The sequence below is a fragment of the Pseudoalteromonas sp. BZA4 genome (genome assembly GCF_040104395.1).
Taxonomy (GTDB): Bacteria; Pseudomonadota; Gammaproteobacteria; order Enterobacterales; family Alteromonadaceae; genus Pseudoalteromonas.
Genome location: NZ_JBECOT010000025.1, coordinates 21747 through 45675, shown reverse-complemented (window position 1 = coordinate 45675; position 23929 = coordinate 21747). Strand labels below are relative to the sequence as shown.

18 protein-coding genes are annotated in these 23929 nt (G+C 40.8%); 2 read left to right on the top strand and 16 right to left on the bottom strand.

Going from position 1 to position 23929, the window contains the following annotated elements; all coding sequences use genetic code 11:
- Nucleotides 1–157: 157 nt before the first annotated feature.
- The 9 genes from ppiC to ABMY41_RS11955 all read right to left on the bottom strand — a co-directional run bounded on the left by ppiC (nucleotide 158) and on the right by ABMY41_RS11955 (nucleotide 12120).
- Nucleotides 158–436 carry a peptidylprolyl isomerase PpiC gene (gene ppiC, locus ABMY41_RS11995; RefSeq protein WP_055021968.1) on the bottom strand — a complete coding sequence of 93 codons (279 nt, stop codon included), beginning with the start codon at nucleotides 434–436 and terminating at the stop codon, nucleotides 158–160.
- A 70-nt stretch (nucleotides 437–506) separates the two neighbouring features.
- On the bottom strand, nucleotides 507–839 hold the full coding sequence (locus tag ABMY41_RS11990; protein ID WP_349274767.1) for a hypothetical protein: 333 nt from the start codon (nucleotides 837–839) through the stop codon (nucleotides 507–509).
- A 48-nt stretch (nucleotides 840–887) separates the two neighbouring features.
- A complete protein-coding gene (locus ABMY41_RS11985; RefSeq protein ID WP_349274765.1) occupies nucleotides 888–3938 on the bottom strand; it encodes a S8 family serine peptidase in 3051 nt (1016 codons plus the stop codon).
- Nucleotides 3939–4276: 338 nt separating this feature from the next.
- Nucleotides 4277–4828 carry a lysoplasmalogenase gene (locus tag ABMY41_RS11980; protein ID WP_349274763.1) on the bottom strand — a complete coding sequence of 184 codons (552 nt, stop codon included), beginning with the start codon at nucleotides 4826–4828 and terminating at the stop codon, nucleotides 4277–4279.
- 136 nt (nucleotides 4829–4964) lie between these two features.
- Complete coding sequence (locus ABMY41_RS11975; protein ID WP_349274761.1) at nucleotides 4965–5363, bottom strand: DCC1-like thiol-disulfide oxidoreductase family protein; 399 nt, start codon at nucleotides 5361–5363, stop codon at nucleotides 4965–4967.
- A 2-nt stretch (nucleotides 5364–5365) separates the two neighbouring features.
- Complete coding sequence (locus tag ABMY41_RS11970; RefSeq protein WP_349274759.1) at nucleotides 5366–6388, bottom strand: zinc-binding dehydrogenase; 1023 nt, start codon at nucleotides 6386–6388, stop codon at nucleotides 5366–5368.
- Between the two features lie 13 nt (nucleotides 6389–6401).
- Complete coding sequence (locus ABMY41_RS11965) at nucleotides 6402–7808, bottom strand: TolC family protein (protein WP_349274757.1); 1407 nt, start codon at nucleotides 7806–7808, stop codon at nucleotides 6402–6404.
- A complete protein-coding gene (locus ABMY41_RS11960) occupies nucleotides 7801–10947 on the bottom strand; it encodes a multidrug efflux RND transporter permease subunit (RefSeq protein ID WP_349274755.1) in 3147 nt (1048 codons plus the stop codon). Before ABMY41_RS11960 ends, ABMY41_RS11965 begins: the two co-directional genes overlap by 8 nt.
- Before the next feature lie 6 nt (nucleotides 10948–10953).
- Entirely contained in the window at nucleotides 10954–12120 is a 1167-nt protein-coding gene (locus tag ABMY41_RS11955) for an efflux RND transporter periplasmic adaptor subunit (protein WP_287244950.1), read from the bottom strand.
- 118 nt (nucleotides 12121–12238) lie between these two features.
- Between ABMY41_RS11955 and ABMY41_RS11950 the strand changes: the two genes are divergently transcribed.
- Nucleotides 12239–13183 (top strand): LysR substrate-binding domain-containing protein, encoded by a 945-nt coding sequence (locus ABMY41_RS11950; RefSeq protein ID WP_349274753.1) that lies wholly within the window; start codon nucleotides 12239–12241, stop codon nucleotides 13181–13183.
- A gap of 21 nt (nucleotides 13184–13204) precedes the next feature.
- Here the strand turns inward: ABMY41_RS11950 and ABMY41_RS11945 are convergent, their stop codons facing one another.
- Both ABMY41_RS11945 and ABMY41_RS11940 read right to left on the bottom strand, forming a co-directional pair.
- A complete protein-coding gene (locus tag ABMY41_RS11945; protein ID WP_349274751.1) occupies nucleotides 13205–14236 on the bottom strand; it encodes a GGDEF domain-containing protein in 1032 nt (343 codons plus the stop codon).
- Between the two features lie 223 nt (nucleotides 14237–14459).
- On the bottom strand, nucleotides 14460–15308 hold the full coding sequence (locus ABMY41_RS11940; RefSeq protein WP_349274749.1) for a DUF6279 family lipoprotein: 849 nt from the start codon (nucleotides 15306–15308) through the stop codon (nucleotides 14460–14462).
- Nucleotides 15309–15854: 546 nt separating this feature from the next.
- On the opposite strand from ABMY41_RS11940, the gene ABMY41_RS11935 reads away from it, so the two are divergent.
- Nucleotides 15855–16577: a tetratricopeptide repeat protein gene (locus tag ABMY41_RS11935; protein ID WP_289096272.1), complete on the top strand. Its 723-nt coding sequence runs from the start codon at nucleotides 15855–15857 to the stop codon at nucleotides 16575–16577.
- A 21-nt stretch (nucleotides 16578–16598) separates the two neighbouring features.
- Here ABMY41_RS11935 and ABMY41_RS11930 read toward each other — a convergent pair whose 3' ends face one another.
- The 5 genes from ABMY41_RS11930 to ABMY41_RS11910 form a co-directional block, all read right to left on the bottom strand.
- Nucleotides 16599–17951 carry a coniferyl aldehyde dehydrogenase gene (locus tag ABMY41_RS11930; RefSeq protein ID WP_349274785.1) on the bottom strand — a complete coding sequence of 451 codons (1353 nt, stop codon included), beginning with the start codon at nucleotides 17949–17951 and terminating at the stop codon, nucleotides 16599–16601.
- A gap of 191 nt (nucleotides 17952–18142) precedes the next feature.
- Nucleotides 18143–19573 (bottom strand): SLC13 family permease, encoded by a 1431-nt coding sequence (locus ABMY41_RS11925; RefSeq protein ID WP_251604343.1) that lies wholly within the window; start codon nucleotides 19571–19573, stop codon nucleotides 18143–18145.
- A 57-nt stretch (nucleotides 19574–19630) separates the two neighbouring features.
- A complete protein-coding gene (locus ABMY41_RS11920; RefSeq protein ID WP_289096274.1) occupies nucleotides 19631–20590 on the bottom strand; it encodes a porin in 960 nt (319 codons plus the stop codon).
- A 213-nt stretch (nucleotides 20591–20803) separates the two neighbouring features.
- Nucleotides 20804–22174, bottom strand: a complete 1371-nt coding sequence (locus tag ABMY41_RS11915) for a sigma-54 dependent transcriptional regulator (protein WP_130167551.1) — start codon at nucleotides 22172–22174, stop codon at nucleotides 20804–20806.
- A complete protein-coding gene (locus tag ABMY41_RS11910) occupies nucleotides 22171–23910 on the bottom strand; it encodes an ATP-binding protein (protein WP_252949617.1) in 1740 nt (579 codons plus the stop codon). Before ABMY41_RS11910 ends, ABMY41_RS11915 begins: the two co-directional genes overlap by 4 nt.
- Nucleotides 23911–23929: the final 19 nt, after the last annotated feature.

Here is a 23929-nt window from a genome sequence, read left to right as displayed (position 1 = left end):
AAAGAAGTCTGACCAAAAAAAAAATGTAAACTTAAATATTAAAAAAGTTTACTTTATAACTAGTTCCAGAAAATGAAAGTTCAATTACTATAAAGTAATGCCTAAAAATTGAATATAAATTAGTATGCCTCACATCAGGAGGCATTCTTATTAGGAATTAAGTTCTGTACAGCACTTTAATTACATGCCAACCAAAGCGCGTTTTCACTAGATGTGGCTCTAAGATTTCGCCGCTGAATGCTACTTTGTCAAACTGGGGCACCATTTGCCCGCGTCTGAATTCACCTAAGTCGCCGCCTTTTTTACCCGACGGACAAGTTGAATGTTTTTTAGCTAGAGTCTGAAATTTAGCACCCTTTTTAAGTTGCTTGATAATGTCTTCAGCTTGTTCTTTATGTTTAACAAGAATGTGCAGTGCGTGCGCTGTATTTGCCATGGAAAATCTCGAAAATTAAAACGCGCGTATAATAACATAAAAAACGCATAATCACTGATATGTTATCTAGTTAATCAACCTGGCTTACAGGTAAGTAATGAACTCTTTTCACACCTTTGAGACTGTTAAGTGTTTGAATGTGAGACTTTAATAAGGTTGGCTCTATGTTTTTATCGAACTCAATGATTACACGCCCAAGCTCAGGGTCTACTAATCTTAAATAGCCACTATTCACTTTTGAAAAATCAGCTAACTCAGCAGACCTTGCATATTCTTTTGCTACAGACAAAACGAGTACACCACATTCATACTTTAAACCTTCGTAAACGCACTCATTTTGCTTACAAGCAGTTATAAAGCTCGTAAACATAAGTATGTGGAAAATAAAAAAACGCTTAAACATTAATGCCCCTAAAAAAGCGGGTATTTACTAAAAATACCCGCTATTACTTTACTCTGCTACAGGAACTGTAATAGGTAGAACAACCCTTCTTAGAACAGCACTTTCATCACCTCTAACCCATAAAATAACTTCATAGTTTAGTGGTTCTATTGATGCACTTTTAACACCTTGCAATGTTACATCAAAAGTTACTGTGTCACCTGGTTTAGCCGCCTGGATGACTTCTGGTGTGATATTAGCTACCCACTCTTCTCCAGAGATATGTTCAATCGAAATATCAATCTCTTTCAGCGCTTCATCTAATGCTTCAGAGATTCTATCCGCGATTTCATTACTGTCTGTTGATAGCATAAATGATACACCGCCCGTTGCGCTTACAACTCGGTTGATATCTTCTGTTGTATCACTGTTACTACCACTTTGAAGTCCAAACACCGTGATGCCGTTATCTTGAAGTTCACTAATAACTTGTGTGAAACCTGCACCTGGATAGTCAGTTTCGAGATCAGAATCATGGAAAGCGGCATCGGTCGCAAGTAGCACAACTTTTAATGCCCCTTCACGCCAACCAATGCTAGAAGGCGATATTTCACCCGCGTCTGTGTATTGACCGTCGTCGTTGATATCGCGTCCCGCACCTGTTGCTACTTGATAAAGGCCTTCAAGTTGTGACTCTTGATAATCACCGCCATAAAAGGTCTCTAAACTAGTAATACCTGATTTCACATCATCAACATTAGTCGTGACTTCTTGAAGTAAATAAAAGGCTTCATCACCACTTCCTGCACTACCATAGCCATCAATTGGAAAATCAGAAAATGCCGATACACCAAAGGCTACGTTAATACCCCGACCATTTAAGTTATCAAGAATTGCATCAGCTTGTATTTTTAAATTACTAATATCATCGTCATAGCTACCGCTAACATCAATTAAAAACATAATATCTAATGCATTTACTGTTGTTTCTGGTAAAGAAAATTCGATGGTTTTATTAATTTCGGTGCCTTTGCTCAATGAAGTAGCAGCCATAACTTCAAGATCAGAGTCCACAGTTAATTGTGCTGTTTTAACTGCCGAATTAAGGTTTAGTAATTTCGTAGGTGATGTAGTGCCTACATCTTTAGACTCATCAGATAAAACAACTGTATTACTTGCTGTTGAAAGTAAAATATCACGAACTTCAGCTGCCTTTAACGATGAATTGATACCTTTGATCAAACCAGCAGAACCTGTGACTAAAGGCGCAGCATATGATGTCCCGCTTCCAACTTCACCATTACCCCAACCTAAATCCACACCAGGCGCAGCTATATTTACCACTTCTCCCATACGTGAAAAAGTAGCATCCATATTGCTACTATCAGTCGCAGCAACAATTATCGCGTTTGTTTTCCATGCATCAGCGCCGATATCATCTTCAGATAGTAAAAGTTGGTGATCAGCTTTTTCGCAGTTGTTACCTGCAGAATACACAAGTAACGCATCTTTTGATTTTGCATATTCGACAAGGTTGGTTTGATTTAATCGCCAGCTACGACGGCTTTGTAACCTTTCTTCAGTTGGATCTGAGCACTTACTTGTATCACCCCAAGATAAGTTAACAATACTTGCGCCATTATCGATTGTTGCTTTAGCACCAGCAATTAAGTCAGTTACAAATGTTTTCTCGCCTATGCCAAATGGGCAATCAGCCGCACTTAAAATTCCATCACAACGTCTAAAGTACACATCGGCATGAATAACATTTGCATACGGGTTAACCCCCGAATAACTTTTACCCTCTGTCATATTGTGCGCTGCAACAAAGCTAGTAACCCACAAGCCATGCTCTGAATCAGTATCGTCAGTATCGGTGGTTACATAACCCCCGTCTGCTAATATCTGTAATCGAGATAGTCGTGACTCATCTAAACTAGTTTGAATATCTGAGATACCTGTATCAACAACCCCTACTTTTACTGATTCTAAACTGTCTTCTTCAATAGCTTGCCATGCTTTATCTGCAGAAATGATACTGTGCCAATAATCTCCTGTGTAAGTCGCTTCATCTTCAACACTTGCAACTTTCTTAGCCATTGTCAGCTGCATCGATTTATTCGATTTTGGCTTTTTAAATTTTATCGGATTTTCACGAAGGCTATCTGGCGCTACAATTTCATTTAATCCAGAGTGACGAACCCCTTCAAGGTTTGCTAGGTCATTAATTAATACAGACTCTTCAGCTGTATCTCTTACCCTTACTTGCATTAATTTTAATTTTTTGTCGTAGCTATTTAATGAGCCACCCAATGAATCAATTTTATCGAGCACTGCCTGTTGCTCTTCAAGAGTAATATCTTCTTTTAAATGTACTAGTAGTTCATCTTGAGCTGCTTCGACGCTTCTTCCGTTAACCTCAATGGTTTCTAAGCCTTTAGGTGAACCAAGCGCATCTGTAGGTACATTGACAACAATTACATCAAGCGTTTGAGTAAATGTTTGACCATCGTTGTCAGTAACAAGAAGCTCAAATTGAAGCTCTTCATCAAAGTCTACATCTGGGGCTGAGAACTCAAGGTTAGTGGTTGAACTATCAGCTATTTCTACCTCAACGCCACTTACTTGCGACCAAGCATAAGAGATAATTTCGCCATTTGGATCAGATGCCTCAAGATTTAAGGTGGCCGCTGTATTTTCATTGATTTCTTGAGGATCTTTAGCATCAATTACAGGAGCAATTAATACATTCTTAATAGTCAATGTTGTTGTATGTTTAGTCGAAGCACCTTGGTTATCTGTTGCTGTTAATTCAATTTCAACAGTCGTATCCTCATCTACCTCGGGGGCGGTAATTGAAAAAGTAGCGTCAGTCGTATTTGATAAATCTATTTCTGGTCCTGAAAGTTGTGCCCATTGATAACTGCTGATAGTGCCATCAGAATCCGTTACTTCAGGTTCAAGAGTTAAAGTTGTAAGTTCATCAAAGCTAACTTGACTCTCTGCGCTTATAACAGGTGCAATATTTTGTTTTTCATCATTACTGTCATTATCGCTACCACATGCTGCTAACAATGAAGTAGCAATTAAGGTAAGCGCAAAATTGCGAGGGTGTTTCATTATTTAATCCTTAAATAATTTAATCGTTATTACGAATAAAAGAACACTTTGGAGATATAAGCCTTTCCATGGTTTATTAACTAGAAATGCTAGGAAATATAACAATGGGCTATATATCCAAAACATAAGCACGCTAACATCTTGTCAGTGCGCTCTAGGTGGAAAAGTTTAATACAAAGGAACTAGAATGCAACAATCACCAAACAACTTTTTCATTTAAATACAGTATTTTAACAAATAAAGCCCATTAAAACCTACTAATGGCAACAATACAAAAAGACGAACTAAGATCATTTTGTCCGCTAAAAGCTTACTATATAGCTAGTAAAGTCTTACAGTTACTTATTTGAATAATAACTTAAAAAACCAGTAATTAAGAAAAGCTGCGAAATGTAATACGTTATCATTATTGCGATATCTGCATGCGCTATTTCTAAATAAAAACGGTTAAGGCCAAGAATAGAGTCTGATATTACAAACACTGCCCCACCTAACACTAAAAAGCCGTTCGATTTATCCGTCATCCAAGTAAGGCTTGCCATTATGATAAGCACCAACATATAGAAAAGCACAGGGATGAGCATGTCATTTAAGTTTGGATAGAATAAGCAAAAAACAATGATGGCCAAAAATAGATAAAGAAGTACAACGTCTAGCCGCCAGTTTTTAATTGGCAACATGGTAATGATATAAAAAGCGTGGCTTACAAAAAATGCCGCTAAACCGCCTATAAACAGTTGCCCCGTATCAAGGGCTAGCAACACATCACCTAGTGCTGAAAAACTAAGGGCGAATAATAAAGTGATAAAAGTGCGATTTTGTAACTGACTGCGCCCTTTTAGCACCATCACAATCAAAAAGCAGATTGGTGATATTTTAAATAGCGCCATAAAAGGCTGTGGCAATGCTGGCTGTAATAGCAGTAAAGCAATGTAAACCGAACTTAGGATTAGAAAGAGGATGTTCATATTCTTATTATTGTGACTTGTTCCCAATAACGAGAATAGCAAGCTTTACTTAAAATGTTTATAAAAAGTGCTGCTTTTGTCTTTCAGTCAGTAACTTACACTGTGTCTGTTTGCCAAAAAAACGATAACGATTACGACCAATCCAATCATACATACCATTGCGAAAGCCTTTTGGCAGTAGCTTGAACACCTTAGCCAAAGAGAATGGGAAACCTAATTGTGTTGCGATAAATAACACAGCGTCACTTTGTTTATATAGCTGGTTTTTATCAATGACTAACATGGAGGAAAGTGGATCTTTAACTTTGTAAGCCTTTAATAAACGCTCACCTTTATCGCTTTGCATTGGGCATAACTTAAAAGTGATTTGCTTATCAAAGCGAATAATGAACTCCACACAAAAATGGCACAGATTGCACTGACCATCAAACAGTATGACTGGGCAGTGAGTTTGCAAAATTAACCGCTTACTTGCACGACTTGTTTTCCGGTAAAGCCACCTGCAAGCTGTTTATTTAAAGCGGCTGAAACAGCCTCAGCGGTAAAATCAACGACATGGATTTGTGGCAGTTTGATCTCACCACGGGCTGCATTATCGAGTAATAAATTACCCATAAAACTCAGCTTTTGTTGCGCACATAAGCTATTTGCAAGCCACGCTCCGCCTAACGAAACAATGCCAATATTTGGTGCGCGCCTAAACATAAGCTCTTGTTCAAATTTAGGTAATTCATTTAAACAAGCAATACGGCCACAAAAGCGCATTAGCTCAACATTGCGAATGGTGGTATCGCCACCAATACAATCAAGCACCGCATCAAAACCTTGCGGACCTAATTCACGGCGAATTTTATCTTCAAGTTTTGGGTCTTTGTAATCAAACACCACATCAGCACCTAATTGCTTAAGTAACTTATGATTGTGTTTGCTGGCAGTGGTAAACACGGTTGCACCACGCTGCTTAGCAAATTGAATAGCGAATTGGCCAACGCCGCCTGCACCTGCATCAATAAACAGTGAATCCCCTTCGCTCAGCTGCAACTTATCAAGGGCAATTAATGCCGTCATACCTGAACAAGGTAAAGTTGCAGCATCTGCCGGTGATACGTTATCTGGCACAACCGATACCGCATAGTTTGGTACCGTTGTGTATTCAGATAAAACACCTTGGTCACCAAGACTGGCATGCCATACAACACGTGCACCCACACCAGGGAATACACCTTTATTTGCTTGAACAACCACCCCAACAGCATCATGGCCTAATACATGGGGGTAATGCCATTTGCAAAAACCTTGTTTCGCAAAGTTGGCATCACCATGATTTAAGCCCACATATTCAACTTTAATCAAGAGCTCATTGCCTTCAGGGCTCGGTACTGGCACAGAAAGCTCAGATAACGCAATCGCGTCATTTGGCTCAAGCAGTGCAAGCGCGCGCATTGTTGACGGAAGTTCTGTAGTTTGTTGAATATGTGACATTGAATACTCTGGGTTAAAGGTTGTTTAGTTCAAAGCTCCAGCGACCATTAAACGCTTGATAAGCACTTACTTTGGCCTGTAATGAAGCAATTGTTGAATCAACAGCGTTCTCTTGCGCTATTAAAACATCCTGTCTCGCATCTAACAACTCTAAGTAAGGAATTTGTCCTTCTTGATACATTGCTTGAGCTTGACCAAATGCTTTATTCGCATAATTAAAACGCTGATCAGCATAACTTAACTGTTGCTGCTGTTTGACTAGCCTTTGTAAAGTAAGTTCACTATCGCTAATGGCTTTTAATACTTTACTTTGATAGTCACTGTAAGCGGCTTCACTTAAAAACTGCTGTGCATCACGCTGAGCTAATAATGCAGGATAGCTGAGTAATGACCATTCAACTTTTGGCGTTACTTGCCATTGTTGCACGGTATCTTCTAAGCCATTACTGGTTAAGCTCACCACACCTGCAAACCCTGCCAAACTAATATCTGGCAGTAATGCTTTTGAGGCGGCAACATTTAGCGAATAAGCCTGACTAAACTGATACAAAGCACTGGTAATATCTGGTCTGAGTGCCATTGCTTCACTGGCTTTATTAAACGACACGCTAAATTCGTGGCTTAATAACTCAGGCTCTTCTATCAAGGTTATGTCGCTTGCAAGTCGACCAGTTAGTACCGCAAGGGTTGCGAGGTCACGATATTGCAAATAACTAAGCTCAGGAATAAGCGCTTGTTGCTGCTTTAACTGCGCAAGAGTACGGTTAAGATCAAGCTCATTCGCAACCCCCTCTTCTACTCGCGCTTTGAGCACATCTATACTTTGCTCGAGCGCCTCGATTTGCATCTCAATGATAGCTTGCTTTTGTACATTACCTTGATAGCTCACATAGCCTTGCACTACGGCTGAAACCACTTCAACCTGTAATGCTCTTAGCTGCTCCGCTTGGTTTAATGCACCTGCATTAGCAGCATCGACAAGCGCGGTAATACGACCAAACAAATCAAACTGCCAATTAACATTAACACTAGCGTTTGACTGGCGCGTAATAGCGCCATCTAAGCTGCTGCGCTCTGCACCCACGCTTAGGCTGCCCTGCGGATAATAATCCGCGCGGGCTGCACCTAAACGGGCAATGGCTGCATCAAGTTGAAGTTGACTGTTTTTTAGGTCGTGATTCATTGCTAATGCATCAGTCACTAAATTGTTTAACTGCGGCGAATCTAAACGGCGCCACCAATTATTTTCGCTCGCACCTTCGTTTTGTTCACCAATTTGTGTATCGCTAACAAATTGTGTCAGGCTCACTTGCTGCTCTTGCATATCGACGCTTTGTGCGCAGCCTGCCAGTGCTCCGGCTAACAGCATTGCACTAACTAGTTTGCCGTGTTTAAAGATTGCATTAAGAGGCTTATGCATCGTGTTGCTCCTTCTGCGATTTTTTAGTGACTAACATATAAAACACCGGGGTGAACAATAAGCCGAACACAGTTACACCAATCATACCTGAGAACACTGCGTTCCCCATGGCATGACGCATCTCTGCACCAGCACCTGTTGCTAAAACAAGAGGTACAACGCCTGCCGTAAAGGCAATTGACGTCATTAAAATTGGGCGAAGTCTTAAGCGACACGCTTTAATAATGGCTTCAAGGTGAGACAGCCCCGTTTTATGCTGATCTCGTGCAAACTCAACCATCAAGATGGCGTTTTTGCTTGCCAGTGCAACCAATACTATTAATGCGATTTGCGTGAAGATGTTGTTGTCATCACCAACAAGCCACACACCTAACAAGGCCGAGAAAATCGTCATAGGTACAATCAGAATAATAGCCAGTGGTAATCTTAAGCTCTCGTATTGCGCAGCAAGTACCATGAACACAAGTAATACAACCAGTGGGAAAACATACACCATGGTGTTGCCCGCTAATATCTGCTGATAAGTTACTTCTGTCCACTCAAACTCGATACCATTTGGTAATGTATCCGCAAGGATTACTTCAATCGCATGTTGTGCTTGGTCTGAACTATAACCTGGCGCAGGGCTACCATTTAGTTCAGCTGTTGGATAACCGTTATAGTGCATTACACGATCTGGGCCTGTTGTTGGTGTGACAGTTAATACAGAGCCTAATGGCACCATCTCACCCATACGGTTACGTACTTTAAGATTCAAGATTTGATCTGGATCTTGACGGTAATCTGCATCAGCTTGCGCATTGACCTGATAAGTACGACCAAACAAGTTAAAGTCATTGACGTACACAGAACCTAAGTACACTTGTAAGGCATTAAATACTTCATCAAGTGGAATACCTTGAATAAGCGCTTGCTCACGGTCAATGTCGATATCCATTTGTGGTACTTGAATTCTAAAGGTTGAGTAAAGGCCCATTAACGCAGGGTCTTGCTGTGCTTTAGCAATGGTTGCTTGTAAGCTATTAAAGAGTGCCTCAAAGCCTTTGTTAGCACGGTCTTCAATTTGTAGTTTAAAGCCACCTGTTGTCCCTAAACCTTGAATTGGTGGTGGTGGGAATACCGCAACAAACGCTTCATCAATAGTCGCAAACCTTTGATTTAACTGAGCCGCAATTGCCATTGCTGACATACTCGGATCTTGGCGTTCTTCAAAAGGTGCTAGTGGAGTAAACATAATGCCACTGTTAGGGCTATTTGTGAAACCATTCACAGATAAACCAGGAAACGACACTGTGTTTGCAACACCCGGTACTTGTAATGCAATTTGTTCCATTTCTTGCACGACTTCTTGAGTTCTATCTAAGCTTGCCGCATCTGGTAGCTGTGCCACAGCCACTAAATATTGCTTATCTTGCTGTGGGATAAAACCGCCTGGTACAGCATCGAACAATTTAACTGTGCCACCAACAAGCGCAACATAAGCAACTAATACAATTACACTCATACGAATTAGCTTTTGCACGAGCTTTTCGTAGCCATTGGCGCCTTTATCAAACAAGCGGTTAAAAGGTTTAAATAACCAGTTACCGAATACACGGTTTAATAACTTAGTTAAGCGATCTGGTTTTGCATCATGGCCTTTTAGTAACAGCGCTGATAATGCAGGTGATAGTGTTAACGAGTTAAACGCTGAGATAACCGTAGAAATAGTAATGGTTAATGCAAATTGCTTATAAAATTGACCAGATAAACCTGTAATGAAAGCAGTAGGAATAAATACCGCACATAGGACAAGTGCAATGGCGATAATTGGCCCTGTTACTTCGGTCATCGCAACACGGGTTGCTTCAAGCGGTGATAAGCCCTGCTCGATATTACGCTCAACGTTTTCAACTACAACAATGGCATCATCAACAACAATACCAATGGCAAGAACCAAGCCGAATAACGATAAGGTATTAATAGATACACCAAGCCATTGCATAACCGCAAACGTACCAATCAATGACACCGGTACCGCAATAAGCGGGATTACCGATGCACGCCATGTTTGTAAGAACACCACGACAACAATAACCACTAACGCAATTGCCTCTAGTAGCGTTTTAATTACAGCATCAATTGAGCCGCGTACGAATACAGTTGGGTCATAAACAATGTCGTATTCAACTCCTGCCGGAAAGTCTTTTGATAATACTTTCATGGTTTCACGCACTTGATCAGACAGCTCAATCGCATTTGAACCCGGGCGCTGGAATACTGGCATTGCAAGGGCTGGTTGACCATCTAACATCGCTCTTAGTGCATAAGTGTCTTGGCCTAATTCAAGGCGTGCAACATCACTTAAACGTGTAAGCTGACCTTGCTCACCTACTTTGATGATCACATTTTCAAATTCTTCTTTTGAGCTTAAGCGCCCTTTTACATTCATCAGAATTTGAAATTGATTACTTTTCGAAGTTGGTTGTGCACCTAAACTACCCGCAGCAACCTGCTGGTTTTGCGCGCGTAATGCATTTACTACGTCCATGGCTGTTAAGTCACGTGCAGAGAGTGCATCAGGGTTAAGCCAAACACGCATTGAGTACTGACCACCGCCAAACATACGAACATCACCCACACCAGGAAGACGGGCAATTTGGTCTTTGATATACAAATCAGCATAGTTCGCTAAGTAAGTTGTATCATGCGTTTTTTCTGGCGAATATAAATGCACCACCATGGTTAAATCTGGTGATGATTTTTCGGCGACAACACCTAAACGCTGAACTTCTTGCGGTAAGCGTGGAAGCGCACTGTTAACACGGTTTTGCACTTGTACTTGCGCACGGTCTAAATCAGTTCCTAATGCAAAGGTAACTGTTAAAGTCATACGGCCATCACTGGTCGCTTGCGAAAACATATACAACATGTTTTCAGTACCATTGATTTCTTGTTCAAGCGGCGTCGCTACCGTTTCGGCAATCACCGTTGGGTTTGCACCCGGGTAACTTGCCGTCACAACAACAGTTGGTGGCACTACCTCTGGGTACTCACTCACTGGCAATTGAAATAACGAGATTGCCCCTGCAATGAGAAAGATAAGCGACAGCATCGCTGCAAAGATGGGTCGCTGGATAAAAAAGTGTGAAAATTTCATTTTGACCTACTGTTTAGCAACCAAATCTGAGTGATTATTTGAAAGAGTGAATGCAATTCCATCGCTATTAATAGTGACTGTGTTTGGTGAAATAGGCATACCAGGACCAACACGCGCCGGGCCATTTACAGCAATCACATCATTTTCGTTTAGACCCGATGTAATCGCTCGTAAGCTGCCGTAACGCTCACCAACAGTCACTAATTTATATTCAAGAACATTGCCTTCACCTACGGTAAGTACAAAGCGATTCTTTAAATCAGTACCAATTGCACGTTCTGGCACGATGACTTTTTCGCTCACTTTATTGGCAGCAAGTTTGATACGAGCAAATGAACCTGCACGTAATTGTTGTTCATCGTTTTCAAACACTGCACGTACACGAAGAGTGCCGGTGGTTTCGTTGATTTGGTTATCAATGAAGTTGATTTTGCCATTGTAGTTAAAGCTGGTTTGACCCACTTTTTGCATCACAACAGCTTGTTCACTTTGCGCTGTCACATCAGCAAATGACCGATTCCACGTACGCTCATCAATATCAAAATAAGCATACATTTGCTGGTTTGAAACAATGCTTGTTAATACGCTTTGACCTGCAAGAACATTGTTACCTTTGGTGATATTCGCGCGAGATACAACGCCATCAATTGGCGAACGCACTTGCGTAAATGCTAAATCAAGCTCAGCGGCAGTAAGCTCAGCTTGTAGTGCTAGCAATTGTGCTTCGCGTTGTCTTAGTGTTGATTTACGAGACTCAGCTTGCTCCGTTGAAATCGCTTTTCGCTCTGTTAAGCGATCTGCGCGTTTTGCTTCACTTTTAGCTTGCTCAAGTGCTGCCTTAGCACTTTCGATTTGTGCCTTTAAGCTATCTACTACGGCAGCAAATGGACGAGCATCAAGGGTGAAAAGCAAATCACCTTCTTTAACGCTGTCACCTTCTTTAAAGTTAATTTTATCGATAACACCCGAAACTCGCGGCATAAGTGCAACTTCTTGTGGCGCTTCTAAGCGCGTTGTATAGGTGTGCCAATTTTGTACTTGCTTAACAAGCACTTGTGCTACATCGATTGGTTGTAAATGTTGTTGCTGCGCTGCTTGATTGGCTTCTGTGCCACATCCTGCAAGCGTTAAGCTCGCAATGGTCACTGCCACTGCAAGAATAGATTTGTTCATCACGACTCTCCTGTTAATAGATTGGAGACAATGTTACGGAACTAATTAGCGGATAAAAATAATGGATTTTTAAATTCATTAATGCCAAAATGGCACCAATAAAGTTTGAGGAACTGCTATGGATACCACCAGCCGCTTATTAATGTTGCTTGAAGTGATTGAACGAGGCTCATTTGCCAAGGCCGCAGAGTCTAGAAATATAGACCGCTCAGTCATTTCAAAACAAATTAGCCGTCTTGAAGATGAATTAGGAGTGCGTTTACTTAATCGAACTACGCGCTCTTTTTCGTTGACTGCCGCTGGCGCTGAAATGGTAAAAAAAGCATCTGAACTCAGAGATTTGCTATCAGATACCGTAAGACTTGCAGAGAATTACCACCAAGAACCCCGTGGTACGTTAAAAATTACCTCATCAAGTATTATCGGTAAGCGTTATATTCAGCCAGTCATTAACGACTTTCAAAAACGTTTCCCGCAAGTTGAAGTAGAGCTTCGTTTAGACGACAGACTTATTGATTTAGTATCAGAGGGCTATGATTTAGCTTTTCGTGTTGGAGAGCCAAAAGACTCATCATTTATTGCCCGTAAAATAGCCCGCAACCGCATGTTACTGTTGGCTTCACCTGAGTTCATCGAAACTTACGGTATGCCAAAGCAAGTTGAAGACTTAAAAGAATTACCTGCAGCTAGCTATTCAAGCCCAAGTAAACGCATTGGCGGTATTCGTTATCGTAATGCCGATGGCGATATTATTGAGCAAAATATCAAAAGCGTCTTTCGTGCGAACGATGCCGAAGTACTTTTGATGAAAGCCATTTCAGGCAATGCTTATGTGCTAGCACCGGCATTTATTCTTGACGATGAAGTTAAACGTGGCGATCTCGTACCTATTTTAACCGATATGGAATTACTCGATTACAGTGCGGTGTATGCGGTTTACCCACACAGAGACTTACCAGTAAGAACACGTTTATTCTTTGATGCTATGCGTGAATACATAGGCAAAGATATTCCAGTATGGGAAGCAAACATTCCTGACTTTGACACTATGTACAAAGGCTAAGTTGCTAAGCTTGAATAGCCACTAACTCGCTTTATTTTGTTTGCTTAATTCATAAGCCGTTACCACTCTATTTCGGCCTTGCTGTTTTGCTTGGTATAGTGCATCGTCAGCACGCTTAATAAAGTTTTTTAGGGTTTGATTTGGCATGTAGCAAGCCACACCAATACTAATGGTCAAATTAATAGCTTGCTCATCTATGTTGTGGATGGTTGTTGCTAAGTGCTCGCGCAGCATATCTGCAAATTCATATGCACTTTGCGGGTCGCTGTCAGGTAAGAAGATAGCAAACTCCTCACCGCCGATACGAAATACATAGCCTCTGTTAATGCGCTGCCTGAAGAAACTGGTTACTTCAATTAAAATGCGGTCGCCCACATCGTGGCCGTATTGATCATTAATATTCTTAAAGTAATCAAGGTCTAGCATTAAAATAAACAAACCATTTTTGTTTTTTAGCTCAACTTCAAAATAATGGGTCATCGCTAAGCGGTTACCTGCCCCGGTTAAAGGATCAAGTAAGGCTAAGTTTTCGAGCCGCTTACCGTATTGTGCACGACTATTCTCAAAAGTATGCGATACCGCCCATATACTGATGTAGGTAAACGAAAAATTAAGTAAAAAGTTAACACTATTGAGAGGTTCAAGACTTGATTTGGTTAATAGAATAACACCTTGTAGCACAGCCACTGTCAGCGACAAAACTTTGCCGTATTGTTTACCTAATAACAGATAAAACAAGACCGGTAGTGAGCAAGTCCAAATAAACAACAAACTTTTAATGTCGCTGAGATACGTGCCTAACGTGATGAGTAGCGATAAGAAAACGCACAATGTGAGTGATTGCCAAAGATGACCATTGCGTTTTCGAGTATAAAAAAAGATATAAAAACAAAACGATGCAAAAACGACTTCTAATGCCCCAAGAACAAAAAAGTCATTAATAAAAAGATTAAAACCAGCGAATATTCCTGCAAGTACACCAAGACAAAAGCCCATCCATTTAAGAACGTTATTTCGTAAAGCTTGAGTGCCTCTTAGCGCCCCAATATCCATCCAGTTTCTCGTTATTGTTTAAGTTGCCTAATTTTAACGCGAAACAACAAATTTAGGAACAAGTTATTAAGTAAACTTGCATAAAAATGCAACGTTTACATAAACGCTAGAAAAACTAATACTTTTTAACTTTTATTTTCAAATAATAAAATATGCAATGAGGTACACGATGCTAAGAAGCAGCGATTTTACTGTGCGTCCAAGCACAACGAGCACCTAGCAGCTAATCATTAATCAAGTCACTGACCTCTTCAATTAACTCATCAAACTCATCGCGTACGTTACGACGCTGTTTATCGGTTAATGTAGGTTTTAGCTCCAATAGTAGGTTAACGTAGTTATCGAGATTTTTATCATCGGCGGCAACTAACTCATCGCTCATAAATGCAAAACGGTCATTAATGATAACAGCGAGTTGACTATCAAAATCTGCTGGTTTTTGCTTTTGCATAAATAGCGCTTTTAATGCATCTAAACGCTTTTGCTTGTACTGCATCCACAGTAAAAATGTACTGACTCGCGTATTTGATGAGTTCTCTATCAGTGTTTGTTGCTGTGCAGATAGCTTGGTACCGAACCACTCTTTATAGTTCTCAAGGTTTTCTTCTAAACGTTCTTTTCTATGTTGCTCAGGCGATTTCTCTTCGTGTTCTTTGTACTCATCATTAATGTTTTCTTGCAGCGCAGCAACAAACTCAACTCGCTGTTCATATGAAAGAGAGTTTGCTAAATCAATAAGTTCAGGCTCGATTTTATCAACCAGCGTTTGCCAATGCTGCTTTGCTTGTACGAAGTGTGCTTTAAGTTCGTTATGATCAACTTGCTTATCTAACATGGCCTTTAAGCTTTCAAGATCACGTTTGTATAAAGGAAGTTGTGTTTCTCGATGCCAATCGCGGCTGGTTTTGACGATATGCTTAAATTTATCAGCTTGGTCGCTGTTGAGGTCAACATAATCATCAATCCAAAACCCTGATAACCAACCTAAGTTATTGTAAGTGAAGCTAGGAGAACACCCCGCTACTGTAAACAATAAACTAAATACGATTAGATACTTTGATAGCTTTTTCATTGTAGTTTTTTCAAATCCTGTTTCAAAACAAATTAAACATACCACCGAGAACAAATATTCAGCAACAGCAATTAAATGAAATTAATTATCATTTAAGTATTGACGAACAGCTAAACCTAAGTAATAATCGTTATCAATAACTTGGTTCGCTAAACTATTCTCACAGCAACATCATGCTGTTAAAGGCTTTGATGCTGTTTAACCAAGTTAGTTCAAGACGTAACTCTTGATTGTCGTCTGTTTCCTCGACCCAAACATAGACATAAAACGTTACACTTTACTTGCTACATTGCTCATATCGGTGACGGTAGATATGACACGAAAAAGCCCGCTACGGGCTTTTTTTATTTCTTTAATTTTTCTGTAAAATCTGTATCTTAAGCCTACTTGTTAATTGCAAAGCTTGCCGCTGTCTATAAATTGGGCATTTGCAGCTGTTAGGGCTAAACTAAAAGTGATGTTTTGCTCAGTGGCTGTTTGGCAATGCATTTTATCAATAGCTCAATGCTTTGCTGTTGATACCTAACACACATTTGGAGGCAGACTATGATCAAGCCTAATTTTAAAACACTATTGCTCGCTAGCACGTTAATCTTGTCACCTTTAGCAAATGCCAGTCTTGAAGATGCCCAATTAGCGGCGAATGAAGGTCGTTTTGAAGAAGCACTTCATGAATTTAATTACCTTGCAGACAGAGGTTATGCCCCTGCAATGTATGAGCTTGCTAAAATGTACGAAGGTGGTTTTGGTGTACAACGCAACTACCAAAAAGCGGCAGAGTTGTACGAAAAGGCAGTAAAAAAAGTACATGCTGATTCAATGTTTGCATTGGGTGTGCTTTATCAAGAAGGCAAAGGTGTCAAACTTGATAAAGAAAAAGCCATTTCATTATATGAAATGGCATCACAAAAAAATCACCCGGCAGCTCAGTTTAATTTAGGGGTTATGTACGCCAATGGCGAAGGGGTAATTCAAGATTACCGCACAGCACTCAGCTGGTACCAAAAGGCGGCAGCGAATAACTTTACTCTTGCACAATTCAATATGGCCTTGATGTATTACGAAGGTTTGGGAGTTCCTAAGAACCTTGAGAAATCATACATTTGGAATACCATTGCGGAATACAACGGCAACATGGATGCAAGCCATAGTCGTAAGCTTGATGAGCGTAATATGATGCCAGCAGAAATTGAATCAGCGAAAGAAAAAGCTGACGCAATTTATGCAAAAATACAGGCAGGTTTATACGCACCTGACGGGCGTCTATAACAAGCAGTGTACTTGCGCTTATCAGCGCAAGTACATCCATTTTAATAGTTTGATCAGCAACTTATTTTGCTTTAGCAACAAGCTGGTACGTGGATTAAACTTACCTGATACTAAGGTATTTCTTGCATGGCTAAAGGTTTTAAAGCCCTCAATACCATGATAGTGCCCCATCCCTGACTCACCAATACCACCAAATGGTAGTTGATCTGCTGTTACCTGCATCAGTACATCGTTAATTGCCAATGTTCCACTTCTGATTGATGAACTTAACTTACTTATTTTGTCTTTGTCATGACCCAAAATATACAAGGCAAGAGGTGATGAATCGGCATTGATCGTGTCAATCACCTTCTGCAGTGATTCATAACTCATAATTGGCAGTAAAGGGCCAAAGATCTCTTCTTGCATTACCCGCATATCGTCATTTAGTTGCGTTAAAATATGCAAACCCATGCGATGTTTGAGTTCATCAACTTGATGCCCTTCTATTGGCTCGAATACTTGAGCCCCTTTGTCTTTTGCATCATTTAGTGTCGCAATTAAGCGTTGATATTGCCTATCAGAGACAATAGACGTGAGGTTCTTACCTTCAACACCTTGTTTAAAGTGCTTTTTATACAGCTCACTGAGTTGCAGAACTAACTGATGCTCAAGCTTTTTGGGCACAAACACATAATCAGGCGCAACACATATTTGCCCTGCGTTGTTTAACTTGCCAAATAACAGAGTTTTTGCAGCCTCTTTGATATTCATATCGTCAAGAATCACAACCGGTGATTTACCGCCTAACTCAAGGGTCACTGGGGTGAGGTTTTTACTGGCCGCTTGCATCACTTTACGCCCTACTGAAGTTGAGCCAGTAAATAGTAAATGAGCAAAAGGTAAATCACAAAAAGAGGCGGCAGTGTCGGCTTCGCCTTCAACAATAATGCAGTGCTCAGCAACGTCACTGTCCATTATTTGCTTAATAACAGCATTAGTATGTGGGGTAAATTCGCTTAGTTTTAACATCACGCGGTTACCCGCCGCTAATGCGCTAAGAGCCGGTACTAATGCTAATTGAATGGGGTAATTCCACGGCGCGATAACACCCACGACCCCTTTAGGTTGGTAATGAATATGTGCCGATGAAGGCCATAAACTGATACCCACACTGCGTGATTCGTTTCGTGACCATTTAGGTAAGCGCTTTATGGTGTCGGTTAATGATTTTACCGTTGGCAATAAGTCACCCAGTACCGTATCGAACTCGGTACGGTAACCAAAGTCTTTACTTGTTACTGCAACTAAGGCTTGCTCATTTTCAATTAGGCGGGATTTAATCGTTTTTAAAAGCTTTATACGCTTATCAATAGCTAAATAAGGCTCGGCCATAAAAGCATCGTTGAGTTTTATAAATTCACTCTGTAATTGTGCGTGTATATCAGTCAAAACATCATCTCTTGATAAACGATTTTAGCCACTATAACTAGCTATATTTATCTGAGCAACTTAATAAATGTAAAAACAGCGCTCATAGTGAGCGCTGTTATTGGTTGGAATAGGTTGAAAACTTAAAGGCTTAACTAAAAACCAAATACCACTGCGGCAATAGTCATAGTAACTACCGTGATCATCGCAATAGCAATTATGTTCAGTGCAAAGCCAGAGCGGATCATATCGCGCATTTGAATTTGCCCAGAGCCGAACACTATTGCATTAGGCGGTGTCGCAACTGGCATCATAAACGCACAGCTACACGCAATAGCCGCAGGAATTACCCATACCAGCGGTGTACCAAATACTGACTCAGCAACTGGGCCTAATAGTGGTAAGAAACCTGCCGCTGTAGCTGTGTTACTGGTGATCTCAGTTAAGAAAGTGATTAAGGTTGCCACTGCTAGAACACTTAATACCAATGGAATTGCACTCGCCCCTTCAATCATGTGAGCAATGTATTCAGCAAGACCAGATGATTTAATTTGCGCAGCCAGTGTTAAACCACCTCCGAATAATAGCAACACGCCCCACGGTACTTTAGCGGCACTTTCCCAATCAAGAATACGCTCACCATCACCTTTGTTTGCTGGTAACACGAACAATAATAATGCTGCCGCTATAGCAATGCCGGTATCAGAGATTTTCAAGCCTGAAAAATCAGCCAGTAGAGGTCTGAAGATCCAGCATACTGCCGCTAAAACAAACACGGCTGCTACGCCTTTTTCAGCGCGTTGCATTGCACCAAGCTCTTGTAACTGCGATAAGAATAACGATTTAGTATCTTTACTTGCTGCTTTGGCACAATCGGTATCTACTTTATAAGCAAACTTAGTTAACCAAACCCAACATAAAGCCAGCATAACAGTTGCAAGTGGTACACCTACTTTCATCCACTCAGCAAAGCCAATATCAATTTTGTAGCTGTCTGATAAATACGCAGCCATAAGTGCATTAGGTGGGGTACCAATTAAAGTAGCAATACCACCGATACTTGCACCGTAAGCGATTGATAATAATAACGCTTTACCAAATTGATCATTTTCAGGGTTAGACTGTTTAACCAACATAGTAATTGACATAGCAATTGGTAGCATCATCACAGCAGTTGCTGTATTTGACATCCACATTGATAAAAATGCCGTTACTAACATCATGGCTAAAATTTGTAGGCTTGGCTTAGTACCAGCACGAAGCATGGTATTAAGCGCAATACGCTTATGTAAACCCCAACGCTCCATTGCGATTGAGATCAAAAAGCCGCCTAAGAATAAAAAGATCAAAGGGTGTGCATAAGGTGACGCGACCCCTTTGATTGCTGCAATGCCAGCAAGAGGTGATATAACCAGTGGCAATAATGAAGTAGCAGGAATTGGCACAACTTCGCTTACCCACCAAGAAGCCATCCAAAATGCAAGGCCTGCGGTACGTAGTGCTGATACACTCATACCCGCTGGTGGATCGATTAAGCAAGTTAATAACATTACTAATGGGCCCAGCAGTAGCATTACTGTGCTCATTAATGGGCGTGGCTGTGAGCCATCTTTTGTTTGGTTTACTAATGACATACCGACTCCTTAGAACTTGTATTTAAGGCCAATTGCAACGCTGTTGTCTGATTCAAGTTCTAAATCTAAATCAGTATAGAATAAGTATGCTGTGGTTTGTTTATCAAAAACATAGTCAACACCTGCTGTCCATTGTTTACCTTCTTCAGCATGGCGAATCTTTGAGTCATCTTTAACGTATTGCAGTTTCGGTACCCATTTATCGATTGTGTAGCTTGCACTAATTGCATAGCCATTGCCTTCTTTCGTACCGTCGGTAGATTCACTGCGTTGGAATAAACCTGCTAACTGTAGGTTTTCATGTTTCCATGCGGCAACCACACGGCTTGCTGTTAACTTATTTAGTGCATCAACATGGCTGATAGCGACATAGTAGTCTTTAGATTTTAATGCACGGTCACCATAAATAACCGTTGCAGCATAACCAGATTCATCGTTGCTACTGTCATCTTTTGGTGCATAAGTTAATGCAAGTGATGCGCCACCGTATGTTTTTGAGCTATAGGTAATGGTATCGCCGATACGGTCTTGACCTGGGATCAGCTGTGCAATATCTGCTTGGGTTTCGTTAAAACCGTCTACTTTACCTTCTGAGTATTTAAAACGAGTGTCGTTACGACCGACAACCACTTCACCAAAATCGCCTGCAAGGCCTAAGTATGTATTACGAGCTGAAAATGGCTCACTGGTATCGTCATGCTCAAAACCTTTTACTTGTACTTCGTATTTGAATACTGCTTTAAGCGACTCAGTTAGTTTGTGGCTACCTTTAATACCAATACGAGAAAAAGGTGCCTCGATTTGCGTACCTTCATCTGCATAGCGCATAACGCCTGTATCTGTGTTTGCTATTTGAACTTCTGCTTTACCGTATACCGCGTAGTCTGCTGCCATTGCTGAGCCAGCTGTGCTCGCTAAAATCACGGCCGCTGCTACGCGTGTTTTTGTATGAGTGAATATTGTTGTCATTATGCGCCCCTTATTAGGTTCAAATTGTTGTTCCTAACTATTAAGGCAAGTTGGTTGCCAACTTAGTTAATTTTAAAAAAGCTGTTAAATAACAGTAAATTAACTTTATTGATGTAAAAGTGGCTGTATTTTATGGGTGGATATCCACACATTTTTAAAAATGTGCTGTCACCAGTTCCACCCATTGGGAAGAGCTTAATATGAGAGGGTTGCTTAGTCTTTGAACATTTCGCGATTAATACCGTATTTGGTCATCTTGTCGTAGAGGGTTTTACGTGCAATTTGTAATGTGACCATGGTGTCTTTTATGCTGCCGTTGTTTCGTTCTAGCGCTTCTTCGATAAGTGACTGCTCATAAAAGCTAATTTTCTCGGCAAGGCTTAAGTCTTGAGCAAGCTCGTTGTCACTGTTTGCATCACTGTACGAGGCAAAGGCCAGATCAGAGCCTAGCAATACCGCACGTTCAGCCTGATTTCTAAGCTCTCGCACATTACCCGGCCAATCGTAGGCAAGAAGTCGTTGTTTTGCTTCACTACTTAGTGGTGCAGGTGGTTTATGAAAACGTGTCGCCGCTATCGAGCTAAAATGTTTAAACAACAGTGGAATATCGGCCTTTCTGTCTCGTAATGCCGGAATACTCACTTTAACTAAGTTTAATCGGTAATATAAATCGGCTCTAAACTCCCCCGCTTCGACTAGTGTCATTAAGTCTACTTTGGTGGCAGCAACAATACGCACATCTAAATCAATAGCGTGGTTATCACCTACAGGCGTTACTTTACGCTCTTCAAGCACCCTTAATAACTTTACTTGTAAACTTGCAGGCGTTGACTCTATCTCATCTAAAAAGACAGTACCGCCTTTAGCAAATTCAAATTTACCTTGGCGAGATTGCGTAGCACCTGTATATGCGCCACTGGCTGCACCAAATAGCTCACTTTCAATCAGTTGCTCGGGGATTGCGCCGCAGTTTATGGCAACAAAATTAGCCGCTGATCTGTTACTTTGATCATGTAAGTAACGGGCAACTAATTCTTTACCTGTGCCAGTTTCACCTTCAATTAAAACATCAGCGGGAGTATCGATAACCGCATTGAGTAAATGCATCATTTGTTGCATTTGCTCGGTTTCACCTAAAATTCGCACACCCGGCGCAGAGGTTTTTTCTACTGCGATTTTTAAGGCGCGGTTTTCCATCACTAAAGCACGTTTTTCTGAAGCGCGCGCAATACAGTCTAACAATTGCTCTGTCAGTGGCTTTTCGAATAAATCATATGCACCAAGCTGCATGGCTTTAACGGCAACAGATACATCGGCAAAGCCGGTAAGAAAAATAACCGGTAGCTCACTATCAAAGGCCTTAACTTGTTCTAAAAATGCCAAACCGTCCATTTTTGGCATGTTTATGTCACTTAAAACAATCCCTTCAAAACGACGACTCAATTTTGAAAGTGCCGCCGTTGGCTCACTAAAACACTGAACTTGATAACCTTCAATCTCAAGGAGTTGCTTTAATGAATCGCGGATCACCGCTTCGTCATCAATAACGATTACCTGGTTACAGGTCGCTGCAACTACACTCATGATGGTTCCTTATTTGTTTGTAAGGTTATTATAAATTGTGCGCCGCCTTCAGGGCGGTTATGCGCAGATAATCGACCGTTAAATGAGTCGATAATTTGTCGTGAAATAGATAAACCTAAACCCAAACCGTTGCTGGTTTTAGTACTGTAAAATGGCTCAAAGATATTACCCAATGCATGTTGATCAATACCTGGGCCTGTATCAAGAATTGATAGCTTCACTCGGTCGTCGAATAGTTCAAGGTCGAAACTTAATACACGCTTTTCAGATTCACTCATTGCTTGGCTAGCATTGGTGATCACGTTGACCAAGACTTGTTCAAACTTAACGCTATCGACCCACACCGTTATGTTTGCATCAATATCAGCAGCTTTTACCTCGATATCGTCTTGCTTTAACTGGGCGCTGGCGATCATTAACGCATTTTTTAACATGCTCGCTAAGCTTTGCTGCCTAAGTTGGGTTTGTGCGGGTTTACTAAAATGCTTAAGCTGAGCGACAATTTTGTGAACACGCTCTATTAGGGATTGCACCAGCACTAAATTTTCGCTGGCTTGCTCAATATTGCCTTTAATAAGCAGCCTCTTTGCACTTACTAAATAAGTGTTCATGGCACTTAAGGGCTGATTGATTTCATGGTTAATGCCCGCACTTAATTGACCTATCGTTGCAAGCTTAGCTGTTTGGATCAGTGCTTTTTGCGCTTTTTCGAGCGCTTGGGTTCGTTCAATTACTTCTTGCTCAAGGCTATGTCTTGAAAACAAGAGCTTTTTGTAGCCCGCAAAGCGCACCATCGCCATATGAATAAGCACAACAGCAATAGCATAAAACACACTAAACCAAAGCAGTCGAGGTATTTGCGCAAGCTCCACATTAGTTACATCCACCAGCACACTGGCTTTGGCGTTTATAATGTCTATTGTTTCTGTGGCACTAATAAAACGCGCTTGCTTGCCATTAAGCTGAATATTTTGCTGTGCGGTTTGTTCACTTAAAGACTTATGATTATGATTAAGTAAACTCGGTTTATGAGACAAGTAGCGGCGCGAATTAACCAAGGCAGCCATTTGTTCGTCGTTAAGCGATTCAAGTGACTTTAATCGCCAGTCCTCAACGTCTGACATCACAATAACGCTATCTTCTAGTGCGATATAAAAGTGGGTGCTGTCTGATGCATTAAGTAGCTGTCGGTCTTGTTCAAACTTTTTAGCATTCACTTTTAAAGTGACAACGGCAATAACTTTGCCTTTATCAATAACCGGCTCTGAAAAGTAAATGCCCCGCTCACTTGAGCGCATGCCTAAAGCAAAATAAGCTACTTTTTCACCTTGCTTGGCTAAATAAAAATAAGGCCGAAAAGCAAAGTTACTGCCTAAAAAGGTGTAATCAACCTGCCAGTTACTACTTGCCACCACCGAGCCTGTTAAATCCATTAAATAGACATCTGATGCACCACTGGCACGTTGGATATCTTCTAAATAATAATTAACAGCCTGCTCGCCTATTCCTTGCTTAACCACAAAAGATTTAACTAAATCATTGGCACTGACTAAGGTCGGAATTGTTTTAAATCGGGCTAATTCGCTTGAAAAATAATGACTTAACTGAGTAGCTTGAACACGGCTTTGTTGCTCTGCTTGTTGATAGTCGTGAGCGCGTCCGACGTAAAAAACTAATACAAGCAACAATAAAAGCATTGCACCTGCAATAACTAACTTTTTACTTAATGACGACATTCAAACCTTTGCGAGCAGC